Below are 15,913 nucleotides of genomic sequence, written 5' to 3' on the forward strand. Positions count from 1 at the left end.
CGCGCTCGCGGGTAGGTGTGGAGGCAGTGGTCACGTCTCACATGCTAGACGATTACGTTAATGATGACTAACATCTCGGCCATGACGAGAGGGGACTCATGAGCGACTGGCCGGTGCTGAAGTCGGCCGTGGAGCCCGGGAGCGAGGCGTACAAACGCAACGCCGAGCTCAACGAGCGGCTGGCCGCCGAGCTGCTCGAACGGCTGGCCGCGGCGGCGCTCGGCGGTCCCGAGCGGTCGCGGCAGCGCCACGTCGAGCGGGGCAAGCTGCTGCCGCGCGACCGCGTCGACGGGCTGCTCGACCCGGGTTCCCGCTTCCTGGAGCTGTCGCCGCTGGCGGCCGGCGGCCTCTACGACGACCAGGCGCCCGCCGCCGGGATCATCACCGGCGTCGGCAGGGTGGCCGGGCGCGAGTGCGTGGTCGTGGCCAACGACGCGACCGTCAAGGGCGGCACGTACTACCCGATGACCGTCAAGAAACACCTGCGCGCGCAGGAGGTGGCCCTGCACAACCACCTGCCCTGCGTCTACCTGGTCGACTCCGGCGGCGCGTTCCTGCCCAAGCAGGACGAGGTCTTCCCCGACCGGGAGCACTTCGGGCGCATCTTCTACAACCAGGCCACCATGTCGGCCCGCGGCATCCCGCAGATCGCCGCCGTGCTCGGCTCGTGCACCGCCGGCGGCGCGTACGTGCCGGCCATGAGCGACGAGGCGGTCATCGTCCGCGGCCAGGGCACGATCTTCCTGGGCGGTCCGCCCCTGGTGAAGGCGGCCACCGGCGAGGAGGTCACGGCCGAGGAGCTGGGCGGCGGCGACCTGCACTCCCGGGTCAGCGGCGTCACCGACCACCTGGCCGAGGACGACGCCCACGCCCTGGCCATCGTCCGCGACATCGTCTCGACGCTGGCCCCCCGGGCTCCCCGTCCCTGGGACACGGTCGCGCCCGAGGAGCCGCGGCACGACCCGCGCGACCTCTACGGCCTCGTCCCGGCCGACACGCGTCAGCCCTACGACGTGCGCGAGGTCATCGCCCGCCTGGTGGACGGCTCGCGCTTCCTGGAGTTCAAGGCCGAGTACGGCTCCACCCTCGTCACCGGCTTCGCCCACCTGCACGGCCACCCGGTGGGCATCGTGGCCAACAACGGCATCCTGTTCAGCGAGTCGGCGATGAAGGGCGCGCACTTCATCGAGCTGTGCGACCAGCGCCGCATCCCGCTGGTGTTCCTGCAGAACATCAGCGGGTTCATGGTCGGCAAGGCGTACGAAGCGGGCGGCATCGCCAAGCACGGCGCCAAGATGGTCACGGCCGTGTCGTGCGCGCGGGTGCCCAAGTTCACGGTGGTGATCGGCGGCTCGTTCGGGGCGGGCAACTACGCCATGGCCGGACGGGCGTACTCGCCCAGGTTCCTGTGGATGTGGCCCAACGCCCGCATCTCCGTCATGGGCGGCGAGCAGGCGGCGAACGTGCTGACCACGGTCGGCAACGCCGACCCCGACGCCATCCGCGCCCAGTACGAGCACCAGGGCAACCCCTACTACTCCACCGCCCGGCTCTGGGACGACGGCGTGATCGACCCGCTCGACACCCGCACCGTCCTCGGCCTGGCCCTGTCCGCGGCGGCCAACGCGCCGCTCGAACCCGCCGGCTACGGCGTCTTCCGGATGTGATCATGTTCTTCGACCGTGTTCTCATCGCCAACCGGGGCGAGATCGCCGTCCGGGTCGTCCGGACGCTGCGCGCGCTCGGCATCGAGTCGGTGGCGGTGTTCACGCCGCCCGACGCGGGCGCCAGGCACGTCCGCGAAGCAGACATCGCCCTCGAAGTCTCGAAATATCTGGACATCGAGGCGATCGTCGAGGCGGCGCTCGCCTCCGGCGCGCAGGCCGTGCATCCCGGCTACGGCTTCCTGGCCGAGAACGCCGCGTTCGCGCGGCGCTGCGCCGAGGCCGGGCTGGTCTTCGTCGGCCCGTCCCCCGAGGCCATCGACGCCATGGGCGACAAGATCCGCGCCAAGGCCACCGTGTCGGCGGCCGGGGTGCCGGTCGTCCCCGGCGGGGCCGAGCCGGGCGACGACCTGGCGCAGTGGGCCGACTTCCCGGCGCTGATCAAGCCGTCGGCGGGCGGCGGCGGCAAGGGCATGGTGCTGGTGCGCTCGGCCGCCGAGCTGCCCGACGCGCTGGAGTCGGCCCGCCGTACGGCGCGGGCGGCGTTCGGCGACGGCACCCTGCTCATCGAGCGCTACGTCGAGAACCCCCGGCACATCGAGATCCAGGTCATGGCCGACGCCCACGGCAACGTCGTGCACCTGGGCGAGCGCGAGTGCAGCCTGCAGCGCAGGCACCAGAAGATCATCGAGGAGGCGCCGTCGCCCTTCGTGACCCCCGGCATGCGCGCCGACATGGGCGCCGCGGCCGTCGAGGCCGCCCGCTCGGTCGGGTACGTCGGCGCCGGCACGGTCGAGTTCATCGTCGACGGCACCACCGGCTCCTACCACTTCATGGAGATGAACACCCGGCTCCAGGTCGAGCACCCGGTCACCGAGCTGGTCACCGGCCTGGACCTGGTGGAGCTGCAACTGCGCGTCGCGGCCGGCGAGCCGCTGCCGTTCGGTCAGGAGCAGGTGCGGCTCGACGGCCACGCGGTCGAGGCGCGCGTCTACGCCGAGGACCCGGCGCGCGGCTTCCTGCCCAGCGGCGGGCGCGTGCTGGCCCTGCGCGAGCCCGGCGACGACGGGCCGGGCCGGGTGCGGGTCGACTCCGGCCTGGCCGAGGGCGGGGTCGTCGGCAGCGACTACGACCCCATGCTGTCCAAGGTGATCGCCTGGGCGCCGGACCGAGAGGCGGCGCTCAGGGCGCTCGACCGGGCGCTGGCCCGCACCGCGGTGCTGGGCGTGGTCACCAACGTGCCGTTCCTGCGCGGGCTCGCCCGCCACCCCGCGGTCGTGGCGGGCGAGCTCGACACCGGCCTGGTCGAACGGGTGCTGCCCGGGCTGCTGCCGGAGTCCGGCGTGCCGCGCGAGGTGGCCGCGGCGGCGGCGCTGATCTTCCACACGCTGCCGCAGGGCCCCGACCCCTGGCAGGTCACCGACGGCTGGCGGGTCGGCGCGCCCGCCTGGACGACCTGGCGGCTGGAGTCGCGCGACGGCGTGCACGCGGTGCCCGTCCGCGGCCTGCCCGGCCGGTCGGCCGAGGTGCTGCTCGACGGAGAGGCGGTGGCCGCCCGGATCACGACCGGCGGCGGCGCGGCCGCCGTCACGCTCGGCGGCCGGACCGCCCGCTACCTGACCGCCCGCCACGGCGACACGCTCTGGCTCGGCAAGGACGGCGAGTCGTGGGCGTTCACCCGCCACCTCATCGGCGACCCGGGCGACCGGCCAGGGGCCGCGGGGGCGGGCGACGGCGTGGTGCGGAGCCCCATGCCCGGCACCGTCCTGCTGGTCAAGGTGCAGCCCGGCGACCGGGTGAGCGAGGGGCAGCCGCTGGTCGTCGTCGAGGCCATGAAGATGGAGCACACGGTCACCGCCCCCTGCGACGGCGTGGTCGCCGAGCTGCCCGTCCAGCCGGGCAGGCCGGTCGACATGGACGCCGTGCTGGCCGTGGTCACCGGTGAGGAGGCGTGATGCCGTACCGCATGCGAGGGCTTCCCGAGCGGGTCACGGTCTACGAGGTGGGCCCGCGCGACGGCCTGCAGAACGAGTCGGCGATCGTGCCGGTCGAGGTGAAAGCCGAGTTCATCGACCGGCTGGCCGACGCCGGCCACCAGGTGATCGAGGCGACCAGCTTCGTGCACCCCAAGTGGGTGCCGCAGCTGGCCGACGCCGGTGAGCTGCTTGGCCGCCTCGACCGCAGGCCCGGCGTGCGCTACCCGGTGCTGGTGCCCAACGAGCGCGGGCTCGACCGCGCGCTGGAGCTGGGCGTCACCGAGATCGCGATCTTCGCCAGCGCCACCGAGACCTTCGCCGCCAAGAACCTCAACCGCACGCTGGAGAGCCAGTTCGACATGTTCGAGCCGGTCGTGGCCAGGGCGCTGGAGCACGGGCTGCGGGTGCGCGCGTACGTGTCGATGTGCTTCGGCGACCCCTGGGAGGGGCCCACGCCGGTCGGGCAGGTCGTCGCGGTCGGCGAGCGGCTGCTCGGGCTCGGCTGCTACGAGCTGTCGCTCGGCGACACGATCGGCGTCGGCACGCCGGGCCACGTCACCGAGCTGATCGGCGCGTTCGGCGGCCCCGAGCGGCTCGCCGTGCACTTCCACGACACCTACGGGCAGGCGCTCGGCAACACCCTCGCCGCCCTGCAGGCGGGCGTGACCACCGTCGACGCCTCCACCGGCGGCATCGGCGGCTGCCCGTACGCCGAGTCCGCCACCGGCAACCTGGCCACCGAAGACCTCGTGTGGATGTTGTCGGGGCTCGGCATCGAGACCGGGCTCGACCTGGACAAACTCGTGTCCACCAGCACCTGGCTGGCCGAGCGGCTGGGCCGGCCCAGCCCCTCGCGCGTCGTCCAGGCCCTCGCGAAAGGCTGATCATGCTGAACGACGAATACCAAGAGTTGCGCAAGACCGTCGAGGCGTTCGCCCGTGACGTGGTGGCCCCCGTGATCGGCGACTACTACGAGCGCGAGGAGTTCCCCTACGACATCGTGCGCAAGATGGCCGACATGGGGCTGTTCGGCCTGCCGTTCCCGGAGGAGTACGGCGGCATGGGCGGCGACTACTTCGCGCTGTGCCTGGCCCTTGAGGAGCTGGCCCGCGCCGACTCCAGCGTGGCGATCACCCTGGAGGCCGCCGTCTCGCTGGGCGCGATGCCGATCTACCGGTTCGGCACCGACGAGCAGCGCCAGGAGTGGCTGCCCCGGCTGGCCTCCGGCGAGATGCTGGGCGCGTTCGGGCTGACCGAGCCCGGCGGCGGCTCCGACGTGCCGGGCGGCATGCGGACGACCGCCGTGCTCGACGGCGGCGAATGGGTGATCAACGGGACGAAGGCGTTCATCACCAACTCCGGCACCGACATCACCGGCGTGATCGGCGTGGCCGCGCTCACCGGCGAGCGGGAGATCTCCACGATCCTGGTGCCGAGCGGCACGCCGGGGTTCACCGTCTCCAAGAAGTACTCCAAGGTCGGCTGGAACGCCTCCGACACCCGCGAGCTGTCCTTCTCCGACTGCCGGGTGCCCGCCGCCAACCTGCTCGGCGAGCGCGGCCGCGGCTACGCGCAGTTCCTGCAGACCCTCGACGAGGGCCGCATCGCCATCGCCGCCCTCAGCGTGGGCCTGGCCCAGGGCTGCGTGGACGAATGCCTCAAGTACGTCAGGGACCGCAAGGCGTTCGGCCACCCGATCGGCCACTACCAGGCCATCCAGTTCAAGATCGCCGACATGGAGGTCCGCGCGCACACCGCCCGGCTGGCCTACTACCACGCGGCCGAGAAGATGCTGGCCGGGGTGCCGTTCAAGAAGGAGGCGGCGATCGCCAAGCTGGTGTCCTCGAACGCGGCCATGGACAACTCCCGCGACGCCACCCAGGTGTTCGGCGGGTACGGCTTCATGAACGAGTTCCCGGTCGGCCGCTTCTACCGCGACGCCAAGATCCTGGAGATCGGCGAGGGCACCAGCGAGGTCCAGCGCATGCTCATCGCCCGCCAGCTCGGCCTCGGCGACCTCTGACCGGACGCCCTGTCAGGCGCCGTACCGGACGTCACGGCACACTCCCGTGGCACGATGGACGAAAGGGCACAGAGGTTCTAGTGTCGTACCTCATGACGGCGGACGATCTTCTCATCAGGAGGGCGGAGAAGGCGGACGCGGACGAGGTGTTCGCGTTGGCGCGCGAGTTCGGGCTGACCTTCAGGCCGGAGCGCGCGGCCTTCGACGCCGCGCTCCCGCAGCTCCTGCGCAACGAGGACGCCCTGCTGCTCACGGCCGTGGTGGGCGGGCGCGTCCACGGGTACCTGCTGGGGTTCGTGCACCTGACGCTGTTCGCCAACGGGCCGGTCGCCTGGGTCGAGGAGGCGATGGTCCAGCCGGGCTCGCGCCGGCAGGGCATCGGCCGCCGGCTGCTGGAGGAGTTCGAGGCGTGGGCCCGTACCCGTCAGGCCGGGTACGTGGCGATGGCCACCCGGCGGGCGCCGGAGTTCTACCACGCCCTGGGCTACGAGGCGTCGGCCACCTTCTTCCGCAAGGTTTTGCGCTGACAGGCGACGGCCCGGAGTTTCGGTCCGTTTTGTCGGTGTTTGATGGCATCCTTGGGGCGTGAGCATTCACACCGTCAGCCCCCTGTTCGTCGGGCGCGCCCGCGAGCTGCACGCTCTGGGCGACGCCCTGGCCAGAGCACGTGCGGGCGCGTCGTCCACCGTGCTCGTGGGCGGCGAGGCGGGGGTCGGCAAGACCCGCCTGATCAGCGAGTTCGTCGACCGGGCCGGCGAGGCGCGGGTGCTCGTCGGCGGCTGCCTGGAGCTGGGCACCGAGGGCCTGCCGTTCGCGCCGTTCACGGCCGTGCTGCGCGGGCTCGTGCGCGAGCTGGGGCGCGACGGCGTGGCGGCGCTGGTGCCCGGGGGCACGCGCGGGCTGGCCCGGCTGCTGCCCGAGTTCGGCGAGCCGGACAAGGACGGCGCCGAGGCGCGGGCCCGGCTGTTCGAGCAGGTGCTCGGGCTGCTGGAGCGGCTGGCCGAGGAGCGTCCGGTGCTGCTGGTGGTCGAGGACGCCCACTGGGCCGACCGCTCCACCCGTGACCTGCTGTCGTTCCTGGTCCGCTACCAGCGCACGGCGGCCCGGCTGATGATCGTGGTCACCTACCGCACCGACGAGCTGCACCGCACCCATCCGCTCCGGCCGATGCTGGCCGAGCTGGGCCGCATCGAGTGGGTGAGCCGGGTCGAGCTGCGCCGGCTCACCCGCAGGGAGGCCGTCGCGCAGGCGGCCAGCATCCTGCGGCGCGAGCCGTCGGCCGCCGCGATGGACCTGATCTACGCCCGCAGCGAGGGCAACCCGCTGTTCGTCGAGGCGCTGCTGAGCGAGGCCGACGGCGGCGACATGCTGCCCGAGTCCCTGCGCGACCTGCTGCTGGCCAGCGTCGAGCGGCTGCCCGACGAGACCCAGGAGCTGCTGCGCGTGGCCAGCGCGGGCGGCCAGCGCATCGAGCACGACCTGCTGAGCGCGGTGGCCGGGCTCGACGACACCGCCCTGTCGCGGGCGCTGCGCCCTGCCGTGGCGGGCAACGTGCTGGTGGTCGACGGCGAGGGCTACGGCTTCCGGCACGCGCTCATCCGCGAGGCGCTCCACGACGACCTGCTGCCCGGCGAGCACACCCGCCTGCACACCCGCTACGCGCAGGCACTCGAACGCGACCTGTCGATCCTGCCCGCCCCGCGCGGCGCGATCGAGCTGGCCCACCACTGGCACTCCGCCCACGACTCCACCTGGGCGCTGGTCAGCGCCTGGCGCGCGGCCGCCGCGGCCCGCAAGTCCACCGCCTACGACGAGCAGCTCAGGATGCTCTCGCGGGTGCTGGAGCTGTGGGACCAGGTGCCCGACGCCGCCGAGCGCATCGGCTGCGGCCGCCTGGACGTGCTCAGGCAGACCTCCACGGTCGCCCACCTCGCCGGCGAGTACGAGCGCAGCCTGGCCCTGGCCGGGGCCGCGCTCGCCGAGGTCGACCTCGACGCCGACCCGACCACCGCGGCCACCCTGCTGCGCCAGCGCGGCCTGACCCGCTACGACCTGGGCCGCGCCGGCTATCTCGACGACCTGCGCCAGGCGGCCGAGCTGGTGCCCGCCGAGCCGCCGAGCAAGCTGCGCGGCCAGGTCCTGGAGACGCTGGCGCGCATGCTGCACCGTCCCGAGGACTGGCCTGAGAAGCTGGCGACGGCGCAGCTCGCCATGGAGATCGGCCACCAGGTGGGCGACGCCAACGTCGAGGCCCACGCGCTCATCAGCCTCGCCTGGGCGCGGTCGCGCTTCTCCGACATCGAGGCCCAGCTCGGGCAGTTCGCCGAGGCGCGCCGGGTCGCCCGCGCCCAGGGCGCCTACAACGCGCTGATGCGCTGCGCGATCTCCGAGTCCGACGCGCTGGAGGGCGCCGGGCGGCACGAGCGGGCCGCCCAGGTCGCCCGCGAGGGCGTGCAGGAGGCCGGGCACTACGGCCTGGCGCGCACGTCCGGCACGTTCCTGGCGATCAACCTGACCGAGCCGCTGCTCTCGCTGGGCCGCTGGGACGAGGCGCTCCAGGTGGTCGAGCAGGCGCTCGACCTCGCGCCGCCGGCCCCCTACCGGGCCAGTCTCCAGGGGTTCCTGGTGGACATCGCGCTCGCGCGGGGACAGATCGACCGGGCCGACAAGCTGCTGTCGTCCTCCGCCAGCGTGTTCGCGCGCGGCACCTACCGGGACCAGACCGTGCTGCCGCAGTTGCGCAGGCAGGTCCTGCTGCTGCGGGCGCAGGGACGGCTCCGCGAGGCGCTGGAGGCCGCGTCCCGGGGGCTGGAGAACCAGGACCTGCTGCCCTCGCCGCGTTACGCCTGGCCGCTGCTGGTGACGTTCGCGCAGCTCGCCCGGCCCGCTCTCGGCGAGGGCGGCGCGCCGTCCGCGGGGGTCGCGGCGGCCGTCGTGGCGCGGCTGCGGGAGGTGGCGCGGGAGCTGGCCGTCGACGGCGATCTGCAGGAGGCGCAGCGGCTGACGTTCGCGGCGCTGACCGGGCCGGAGGAGGGGCTCGGCGGGGCGGCCCAGCTCAAGGCGTGGGAGTCGGCGGTGGCGGCCTGGGCGGGGTTGCGGCAGCCGTACGCGGAGGCGCAGTGCCTGGTCGGTGCCGCCCAGGCGGCGCTGGCCGAGGGCGACCGGCGCGCCGCGGCCGGGATGGTGACGCGGGCGCGGGAGCTGGCCGCCCAGCTGGGCGCCACGCCGCTGCTCGAACAGCTCGACGTGTTCGGACGGCGGGCCCGCGTCGGCGGCGCCGACGAGCCGGACGGGCCGCCGCTGGGGCTGACCGCGCGCGAGCTGGAGGTGCTGCGCGAGGTGAGCAACGGGCGCAGCAACCGGGAGATCGCCGCGGCGCTGTTCATCTCGGTGAAGACGGTCAGCGTGCACGTCTCCAACATCCTGGCCAAGCTGGGCGTGGCCACCCGCGGCGAGGCGGCGGCCACGGCCCACCGGCTGGGCCTGTTCGGGTGACCGCGGGCGAGCGTCAGCCGGTGAGCTGGGCCTCCAGGCGGTAGCCGTCCACCGTGACGTAGACCTGGTCGCCGGGGCGGGCGTTCAGGCGCATGAGCACCGGCTGCAGCGAGTCGAAGACCGGCTGGTGGCCCTGCCAGACCAGCACGATCGCGTTGTCGCCGGGGCCGGTCACCGACAGCAGGGTGCCCGGACGCATGCCGAGCTGGGCCGCGTAACCCTCCGGCACCGGCACCGGGCCGCCCCTGAGGTGTTCCGGGGTGACCTCGATGCGCTGCCAGCGGCGCGGGTCCGACGACGGGCTCGGCAGCGGCGGAGGCGGCGTGGACGGCGTTCCGGCCAGGCTGCCGGGCAGCATGCCGGACCGGCCGCCGGACAGCGCCGACAACGTGGCCAGGGCCGCCGAGGGGTCGATCGAGTTCGCGCCCGCCGTCGGGATGGGCTGGCCGCCCCGGTGGTGGTGGCCGTTGGCGCCCGGCGTACGGCGGGGGAGGGGCTGAGCGGGCTGCGGGGAGGCGTCCGCCGGGCCGGGGGCCGACTCCGAGGGCAGGGCGTCGAGCCACGCCTTGGCGGAGTGGGCGCGGATGCCCAGCTCGGCCAGCAGCTCGACGACGTCGGTGTCCGGCGGGGCGGCGGCCAGGAGCTGCCGCGTACGGGCCTGGAGGCCGTGGATGTCGCCGACGACCAGCCAGCCGTCCTGGAGGCGGCGGTCGGGCATGAGCGTCACCAGGACCCGCCACAGGGGCGTGCGCAGCGACGGGACCATCGCCGGGTGAGCCGGGTCGGCGCCGATGAGCTGCTCCTCGGTGGCCGCCGCGCCGAGCCATTCGGTGAGCCGGAACATGTGGCCGGTGACCGGCGCCGACTCCGACGAGCGCAGCCAGTGCAGGACGCGTTCCTCGGCGGTGCGCTGGGCCTGGGAGAGCACGTCGCGGTCCACCAGCAGCTTGTGTGCCAGGGTGCGCAGGCTGACCGGGTCCTCGGCGAACAGCCGGTGCACGGCGACGGCCAGCTCCAGCTTGTCCAGGCCGCGGAACAGGCCGTCCACGACGCGGACCATCGCGTGGTCGGGGTCGGCGGGCGCCGGGCTGGGAGCGGCCGTCCCACCGGGGACGGGGGCGGCGTACGGGGGGCCGTCGGCGCCGGCCTGCGGGCCGCCGTCCGGACGCCCGGCGGTGGGCCGCTGCGGCAGCCGCGCACCCCCCTGCGCCGGGAAGGACCCGGTCTGAGGCCCGTCGGACGGCTGTGCAGGGAACGACCCGGTCTGAGGGCCGCTGGCGGGCTGCGCGGGGAACGAGCCGGTCTGAGGGCCGCTGGCGGGCTGAGCCGGGAACGAGCCGGTCTGGCGGGTGGCGTCGGGCTGGGCGGTGAAGGAGCCGGTCTGGTGTCCCTGGGCGTTCTCCGGCGCGGGGAACGAGCCGGGCTGCTGGGCGGCGGGGCGGGCCGCGGCCGGGCGCTGCGGCAGGCCGCCCTCACCGGCCGGGGCCGGGCGCGGGGCGCCCTGGGGCTGGGCCGGGAAGGCGTCGCTGTGCGGGGTGAAGGCGGCGGGCGGGCGCTGCGGGCCGCTGGCGGGCTGGGCGGCGTACGCCCCGGGTTCGGCCGCCGGGACGGCCGGGAAGGACCCCGTCGCGCCGCGCGCGAGCGGACGGGTGACGTCCGGCGAGCCGGACTGCTGAGCGGGTACGGCCTCCCGCTGCGCCGGGATGCGACCGAGCACCTCGCGCAGGACGGAGCCGACCACCACCTCGGGCGTCGCCGACGGGGTGCCGAGATCGCCGGGCGACAGGCGGCGCAGCCGCTGCCAGCCGCCGAGCCCGGTGATCGCCGTACGGGTGGCCTCCGGCCAGCCCGGCAGCGCCGGATCGACCTGATGGACGGCGAGCGCGGGAAGCAGGTCCACCAGCGGCAGATGGTCCCAGCGGGAGGAGATCAGCCGGGCGAGCCGTTCGCAGACCCAGTCGAGACCCGCCGTGCCGAGCGCCCTGGACACCGCGAGCGAGGACCACCACCCCGCCGGCAGCCGCGGATCACCCAGCACCTCGGCCACCTGCTGAGGGCGGCTCCAGCGCAGAGCAGGGACGAGGTCGCTCAGGCAGATCGATGACTCGACTTCCATCGGCGGACCTTATCCTCCCCAGTGGGCCGCGTGGGCAACCCGGTACGCATGTGGCTAATGGTGCAGCCTACGCGGCAAGCTATCAATCAGTGTGAATAGGGTAAAGACGGTTCAGATCCAAACCGTACCGTGGACGGCCGCCCACCTGGGCCACACATTGCGCACCGGCACGGCAACCCGCCTCCAGCGCGAGCGCGGCGTCCGCCCCCTGGAGGGTGGCGGTGAGATACCCGGCCGCGAAGGCGTCACCGGCGCCCGTGGAGTCCACGACCTCGGCGGACACGCCCGCGCACGTCGCCGTGACCTTGCCGTCCACCGCCACCAGCGCGCCCTCGGCGCCCAGTTTCACGACCGCTGTGCCGTACGTCTCACTCAGCAGCACGGCGGCCCGCTCCGGCGACGGGACGCCGGTCAGGACCAGCGCCTCGTCCAGGTTCGGGATGATCAGGTTCGCCGCGGACGTCTCCCGCATGAAACGTTCGACGCCGAAGTCCCGCAGCGGGCCCGTCGAGGCCGGGTCGATGCTGACCGGCACCCCGGCGGCGACGGCGTCCCGGACGGCGGCCCTGGCCAGGCGGAGACCCGGGGCCGCGAACAGCGTGTAACCCGACAGGTGCAGCCGGCCGACCCCGTCGAGCAGGGACGGGTCCCAGTCGGCGTCGGAGATCAGGCCGCCCGCGCCGCGGTTGGTGAGCATGGACCGTTCGCCGGTCTTGTCCACCATGGCGATGACGACCGCCGTGGGGTGCTCCTGGTCCACCAGCACGTGGGGACGGACGCCGGTCCTGACCAGCTCGGTCGTGTGCCACTCGCTGCTGTCGTAGCCGAGCTTGGCCAGCAGCCGCGAGTCGGCCCCCAGGTGGGCGGCCCAGGCGGCGGTGTTCGCGCCCGAGCCGCCGGGCCGCAGCACGATCTCCGCGGCGGTGTCGGTGCCCGCCATGACCGGGGAGCCGTGCAGCGCCACCACGTCGGTGACGACGTCACCGATCACCAGGAGGCCGGTGTCGCTCACGCCCGCGACCAGGCCACGGCGATCTCGGCGGCCAGGGCGGTGTTCCCGCGCACGGCGGCCAGGTTGGCCTCCAGCGACGCGCCGCCGGTGCCGTTGACGAGGTAGCTGAGCAGGAACGGCGTGATCGCCTGCCCCTTGACGCCCTCGCGCTCGGCGGCGGCCAGCGCCTCGGCCAGCACGCGGTCGTGCAGCGCCGGGTCGAGCTGCTGGTCCCGCGGCACCGGGTTGGCCACGATGAACGCGGTCTCCGGGCCGGCCAGCGCGTCCTGGCCGCGCATGACGGCGGCGGCGTCCTCGGGCGACTCGATCCGCCAGTCGATCGGCTGGCCGGAGGAGTTGAGGTAGAAGCCGGGGAAGGTGTCGGTGCGGTAGCCGGCCACGGTCACGCCGCGCGTCTCCAGCCGCTGCAGCGTGGCCGGCACGTCGAGGATCGACTTCACCCCCGCGCAGACGACCGTGATGCGGGTGCGCGCCAGGGTGTCGAGGTCGGCGGACTCGTCCTGGTCCTCGGTCCAGCCGCGGTGCACGCCGCCCAGGCCGCCGGTCGCGAAGATCCGCACGCCGGCGCGGGCGGCCAGGAACGACGTGGCCGACACGGTGGTCGCCCCGCTCGCCTTCAGCGCGGCGGCCAGCGGCAGGTCGCGCTGACCCAGCTTGCGCAGCCCGGACTCGGTGGCGATGCGCTCCAGCTCCAGCTCGTTCAGGCCGATCCTGGCCACGCCGTCGAGGACGGCGATCGTCGCCGGGACCGCGCCCGCCGCGCGGACCACACCCTCCAGCTCGCGGGCCACCTCCAGGTTGCGCGGCTGCGGCAGGCCGTGGGAGATGATCGTGGACTCCAGGGCCACGACGGGCGCGCCGCCCGCCAGGGCCTCGGCGACCTCGTCGGACGGCTGGAGAAGGGGATCGGTGGCGCTGCGCATGACGGGTTTCAAGCTCCTTGAGTGGGTCCTGGCCGGTTCAGGGAGAACGGCGTGCCTGACGGAATTTGTTCCGAACAGAGCAGCGTACGGTGGCCTGGCCAGGACGTCCACTCGGGCGGCCTCACAGCAGCACGGCGACCCCGGTGAGCGAGACGGCGGCGATGAGCCCGGTGGCGATGGCGCCGAGCAGCACGGCCCGCCCGCCCTTGACGAGTTTGCGCACGTCGATCCCGGTGCCCAGGCCGAACAGGGCGGCGGCCATGAGCACGTTGGTGACCTGCGGGACCGCCCGCGTGACGACGTCCGGGACCCAGCCGGTGCTGCGTACCGCCACCATGACCAGGAACGCCGCCACGAACAGCGGCATGACCGGCGTCCGGCGCCCCTCCCGCCGGTCGGCCGCGGGCGCACCGGTCGCTGAGCGGCGGGCCCGGAAGGACGTCAGGGCGACCAGCGGGGCCAGCAGGACGACGCGGGCCAGCTTCACCGTCACCGCGGCGGCCAGGACGCCCGACGCCGCGCCGATCGCGGCCACCTGCGCCACCTCGTGCACGGCCGCGCCGGTCCAGACGCCGAGCTGGGCCGGCGACAGCCCGAGCAGCGCCGCCAGCGCCGGGACGGCCACGATGGCCGCGCTGCCGTAGAGCACGACCACGCTCAGCGCGGCGGCCGCGTCGTCGTCGTCGGCGTCCTCCGCGCTCTCGCGCATGGCCGCGACCGCCGCCGCCCCGCAGATCGACACGCCGGTCGCCACCAGCAGCGACGTGCCGGACGACAGGCCCAGGCGGCGGCCGATCAGCGGCGTCACCGTGAACGTCACGCCGGTCGCCGTCACCACGATCACCAGCGTCTGCCAGCCGAGCGCGAGCACCTGCGGCAGCGCGATCTGGAGCCCGAGCAGCGCGATCGCCACCCGCAGCACCCGCCGGGCCACGAACGCCAGCCCCGGCCTGAACCGCTCCCAGACGGCCCCCGCCCCGCCCCACCGCGCGGACGTCGCCGCCCAGGCCGCGAGGTTGGCCAGGACCGCCCCGGACAGCACCGCGATCACCGCCGGGCTGAACGCCGGGGCGAACCGGTTCGCCACCATGGCCACCACCACGGCGACGGCCGCCAGCCCGATGCCCGGCCACACCGACGCCGCGGGGACGGCCGGCGCCTGGCCGCCTCGGGGGTCGGGGGTCGGCCGGGGCGCGGTGAGCGGGGGGATCCGCTGGTCGGGGAGAGGCATGATCCCAGTCTTCGGGCCCTGCGTACCGGCCGGTAGACACATGTTGACTGGGAGGCCATAGCCTGTGGCTATGAGTGCGCTGCCGGATCTCGACTCGCTGAAGCTGCTGGTCGACGTGGGCGAGCTGGGCAGCCTGGGCCAGGCGGCCAAGGCGGCGGGCATGGCCCAGCCGTCGGCCAGCAAGCGGGTGGCCATGCTGGAGCGCCGCCTCGGCGTCCCGCTGCTGGAGCGCACGCCGCGCGGGTCCACGCTCACCGCCGAGGGCCGGATGGTGGCCGGGTGGGCGGCCCAGGTGCTGGCCGCGGCCGAGGAGCTGATGCGGGCGGTGGAGGCGGTGCGGCACAGCGAGGCGGCCCACCTGCGGGTGGCCGCCAGCATGACGGTGGCCGAGTACCTGGTGCCGCGCTGGCTCGGCGAGCTGCAGAACCGCGAGCCCGAGGTCCAGGTGGGGCTGGACGTGGTGAACTCCGCCGACGTCGCGGCCAGGGTGCTGGGCGAGGAGGTGGAGCTCGGCTTCGTCGAGGGGCCGACCGTGCCGGAGGGGCTGGACAGCCGGGTGGTGGGCACCGACCGGCTGGTCGTCGTGGTGGCCCCCGGCCATCCCTGGGCGCGCCGCCGCACGGCCCTGCGCGGGGCCGAGCTGGCCGCCACGCCCCTCGTCGTACGCGAGCCGGGCTCAGGTACCCGCGAGACGCTGGACGTGGCGTTCAGGAGCCTCCACCGGGCCAGCCCCCGCCTGGAGCTCGGGTCGAACTCGGCGGTCAAGGGGGCGGCGCAGGCGGGGGCCGCGCCCGCGGTGCTCAGCGGTTACGCGGTCGAGGCGGACATCGCGACCGGCCGCCTGGTCGAGGTGCCCCTCGCCGGGCTCAACCTGGTCCGGAACCTGCGCGCGGTGTGGCGGCGCGGGCGCTCGCTCACCGTTCCGGCCGCCACGCTCCTGGCCATCGCCAGCCGTCCGTGAGCACGTCCTCCGAAGGTGGCCGTTGACGCCGCCTGGAGCACGATCTAGCTTTCCCTTAGGAAAGTTTCCTAAAAGTAAGCACGCGTTCACCCCCCGAACCTCAGGAGACTCCGCATGAGCCTTCGTCGTCCCCTCGTCGCCCTGGCCGGATCGGCGGTGATGTGCCTCGCCGCGTCGGGCCTGGCGCCGTCGCCCGCCCTGGCCGCGCCCACCGACTGCACCGCCTGGGTCAGCGGCGGCTACGCCTACAGCAGCTGCACCTCCGGCACCGGCCAGCACGCCGTCGGGGTGGAGCAGTCGCACCCGTACGCCGGGCCGATCGTCCTCACCGGCGGCTGGACGGCCGTCGGCGGGGTCTCCTCGGTACGGCTCACGCCGTGGCCGGTCAAGCGCGTCTGGGTGAACAGGACGGGTTGACGGATCCGGGCCCGGCCGGGAGGGGACCCCGGCCGGGCCCACCCGCGAGTGGCCGCACCATCTCCGCACGAACCGTTGACTAAGGGCACAGGTCG

General features: G+C 74.3%; 12 protein-coding genes. 8 read left to right on the forward strand and 4 right to left on the reverse strand.

Annotated elements, in window-relative coordinates:
• The first annotated feature begins 98 nt into the window (after positions 1 to 98).
• The 6 genes from AB0J46_RS32015 to AB0J46_RS32040 all read left to right on the forward strand — a co-directional run bounded on the left by AB0J46_RS32015 (position 99) and on the right by AB0J46_RS32040 (position 9,158).
• On the forward strand, positions 99 to 1,667 hold the full coding sequence (locus AB0J46_RS32015) for a carboxyl transferase domain-containing protein (RefSeq protein ID WP_352357049.1): 1,569 nt from the start codon (positions 99 to 101) through the stop codon (positions 1,665 to 1,667).
• A 2-nt stretch (positions 1,668 to 1,669) separates the two neighbouring features.
• The gene (locus AB0J46_RS32020) at positions 1,670 to 3,619 is read left to right on the forward strand and encodes a biotin carboxylase N-terminal domain-containing protein (protein WP_364337915.1); all 1,950 of its coding nucleotides are present in this window, start codon (positions 1,670 to 1,672) and stop codon (positions 3,617 to 3,619) included.
• Complete coding sequence (locus tag AB0J46_RS32025) at positions 3,619 to 4,524, forward strand: hydroxymethylglutaryl-CoA lyase (RefSeq protein WP_364337916.1); 906 nt, start codon at positions 3,619 to 3,621, stop codon at positions 4,522 to 4,524. The genes AB0J46_RS32020 and AB0J46_RS32025 overlap by 1 nt, the downstream gene beginning before the upstream one ends.
• 2 nt (positions 4,525 to 4,526) lie before the next feature.
• A complete protein-coding gene (locus AB0J46_RS32030; protein WP_352357043.1) occupies positions 4,527 to 5,663 on the forward strand; it encodes an acyl-CoA dehydrogenase family protein in 1,137 nt (378 codons plus the stop codon).
• A gap of 92 nt (positions 5,664 to 5,755) precedes the next feature.
• Complete coding sequence (locus tag AB0J46_RS32035) at positions 5,756 to 6,190, forward strand: GNAT family N-acetyltransferase (protein WP_364337917.1); 435 nt, start codon at positions 5,756 to 5,758, stop codon at positions 6,188 to 6,190.
• A gap of 58 nt (positions 6,191 to 6,248) precedes the next feature.
• Positions 6,249 to 9,158, forward strand: coding sequence for an AAA family ATPase (locus tag AB0J46_RS32040; protein WP_364337918.1), 2,910 nt, complete (start codon positions 6,249 to 6,251; stop codon positions 9,156 to 9,158).
• 13 nt (positions 9,159 to 9,171) lie between these two features.
• Here the strand turns inward: AB0J46_RS32040 and AB0J46_RS32045 are convergent, their stop codons facing one another.
• The 4 genes from AB0J46_RS32045 to AB0J46_RS32060 form a co-directional block, all read right to left on the reverse strand.
• On the reverse strand, positions 9,172 to 11,274 hold the full coding sequence (locus tag AB0J46_RS32045; protein WP_364337919.1) for a hypothetical protein: 2,103 nt from the start codon (positions 11,272 to 11,274) through the stop codon (positions 9,172 to 9,174).
• 82 nt (positions 11,275 to 11,356) lie between these two features.
• A complete protein-coding gene (locus AB0J46_RS32050; protein ID WP_364337920.1) occupies positions 11,357 to 12,286 on the reverse strand; it encodes a sugar kinase in 930 nt (309 codons plus the stop codon).
• The gene (locus AB0J46_RS32055; RefSeq protein ID WP_358285202.1) at positions 12,283 to 13,209 is read right to left on the reverse strand and encodes a pseudouridine-5'-phosphate glycosidase; all 927 of its coding nucleotides are present in this window, start codon (positions 13,207 to 13,209) and stop codon (positions 12,283 to 12,285) included. The genes AB0J46_RS32050 and AB0J46_RS32055 overlap by 4 nt, the downstream gene beginning before the upstream one ends.
• Before the next feature lie 121 nt (positions 13,210 to 13,330).
• Positions 13,331 to 14,440, reverse strand: coding sequence for a putative sulfate exporter family transporter (locus AB0J46_RS32060; RefSeq protein WP_364337921.1), 1,110 nt, complete (start codon positions 14,438 to 14,440; stop codon positions 13,331 to 13,333).
• 70 nt (positions 14,441 to 14,510) lie between these two features.
• Here AB0J46_RS32060 and AB0J46_RS32065 point away from each other — a divergent pair, with 70 nt between their 5' ends.
• Both AB0J46_RS32065 and AB0J46_RS32070 read left to right on the forward strand, forming a co-directional pair.
• Positions 14,511 to 15,401, forward strand: a complete 891-nt coding sequence (locus AB0J46_RS32065) for a LysR substrate-binding domain-containing protein (RefSeq protein ID WP_364337922.1) — start codon at positions 14,511 to 14,513, stop codon at positions 15,399 to 15,401.
• A gap of 114 nt (positions 15,402 to 15,515) precedes the next feature.
• A complete protein-coding gene (locus tag AB0J46_RS32070; RefSeq protein WP_364337923.1) occupies positions 15,516 to 15,818 on the forward strand; it encodes a hypothetical protein in 303 nt (100 codons plus the stop codon).
• Positions 15,819 to 15,913 lie beyond the last annotated feature (95 nt).

The organism is Nonomuraea sp. NPDC049758, from assembly GCF_040674635.1.
GTDB lineage: Bacteria > Actinomycetota > Actinomycetes > Streptosporangiales > Streptosporangiaceae > Nonomuraea.

What these genes read in the sequence shown, in the direction of transcription:
- AB0J46_RS32015 (WP_352357049.1), top strand. Translation starts at nt 99, where the DNA reads ATGAGCGACTGGCCGGTGCTGAAGTCGGCCGTGGAGCCCGGGAGCGAG.
- AB0J46_RS32020 (WP_364337915.1), top strand. Translation starts at nt 1,670, where the DNA reads ATGTTCTTCGACCGTGTTCTCATCGCCAACCGGGGCGAGATCGCCGTC.
- AB0J46_RS32025 (WP_364337916.1), top strand. Translation starts at nt 3,619, where the DNA reads ATGCCGTACCGCATGCGAGGGCTTCCCGAGCGGGTCACGGTCTACGAG.
- AB0J46_RS32030 (WP_352357043.1), top strand. Translation starts at nt 4,527, where the DNA reads ATGCTGAACGACGAATACCAAGAGTTGCGCAAGACCGTCGAGGCGTTC.
- AB0J46_RS32035 (WP_364337917.1), top strand. Translation starts at nt 5,756, where the DNA reads ATGACGGCGGACGATCTTCTCATCAGGAGGGCGGAGAAGGCGGACGCG.
- AB0J46_RS32045 (WP_364337919.1), bottom strand. Translation starts at nt 11,274, where the DNA reads ATGGAAGTCGAGTCATCGATCTGCCTGAGCGACCTCGTCCCTGCTCTG.
- AB0J46_RS32055 (WP_358285202.1), bottom strand. Translation starts at nt 13,209, where the DNA reads ATGCGCAGCGCCACCGATCCCCTTCTCCAGCCGTCCGACGAGGTCGCC.
- AB0J46_RS32060 (WP_364337921.1), bottom strand. Translation starts at nt 14,440, where the DNA reads ATGCCTCTCCCCGACCAGCGGATCCCCCCGCTCACCGCGCCCCGGCCG.
- AB0J46_RS32065 (WP_364337922.1), top strand. Translation starts at nt 14,511, where the DNA reads ATGAGTGCGCTGCCGGATCTCGACTCGCTGAAGCTGCTGGTCGACGTG.
- AB0J46_RS32070 (WP_364337923.1), top strand. Translation starts at nt 15,516, where the DNA reads ATGAGCCTTCGTCGTCCCCTCGTCGCCCTGGCCGGATCGGCGGTGATG.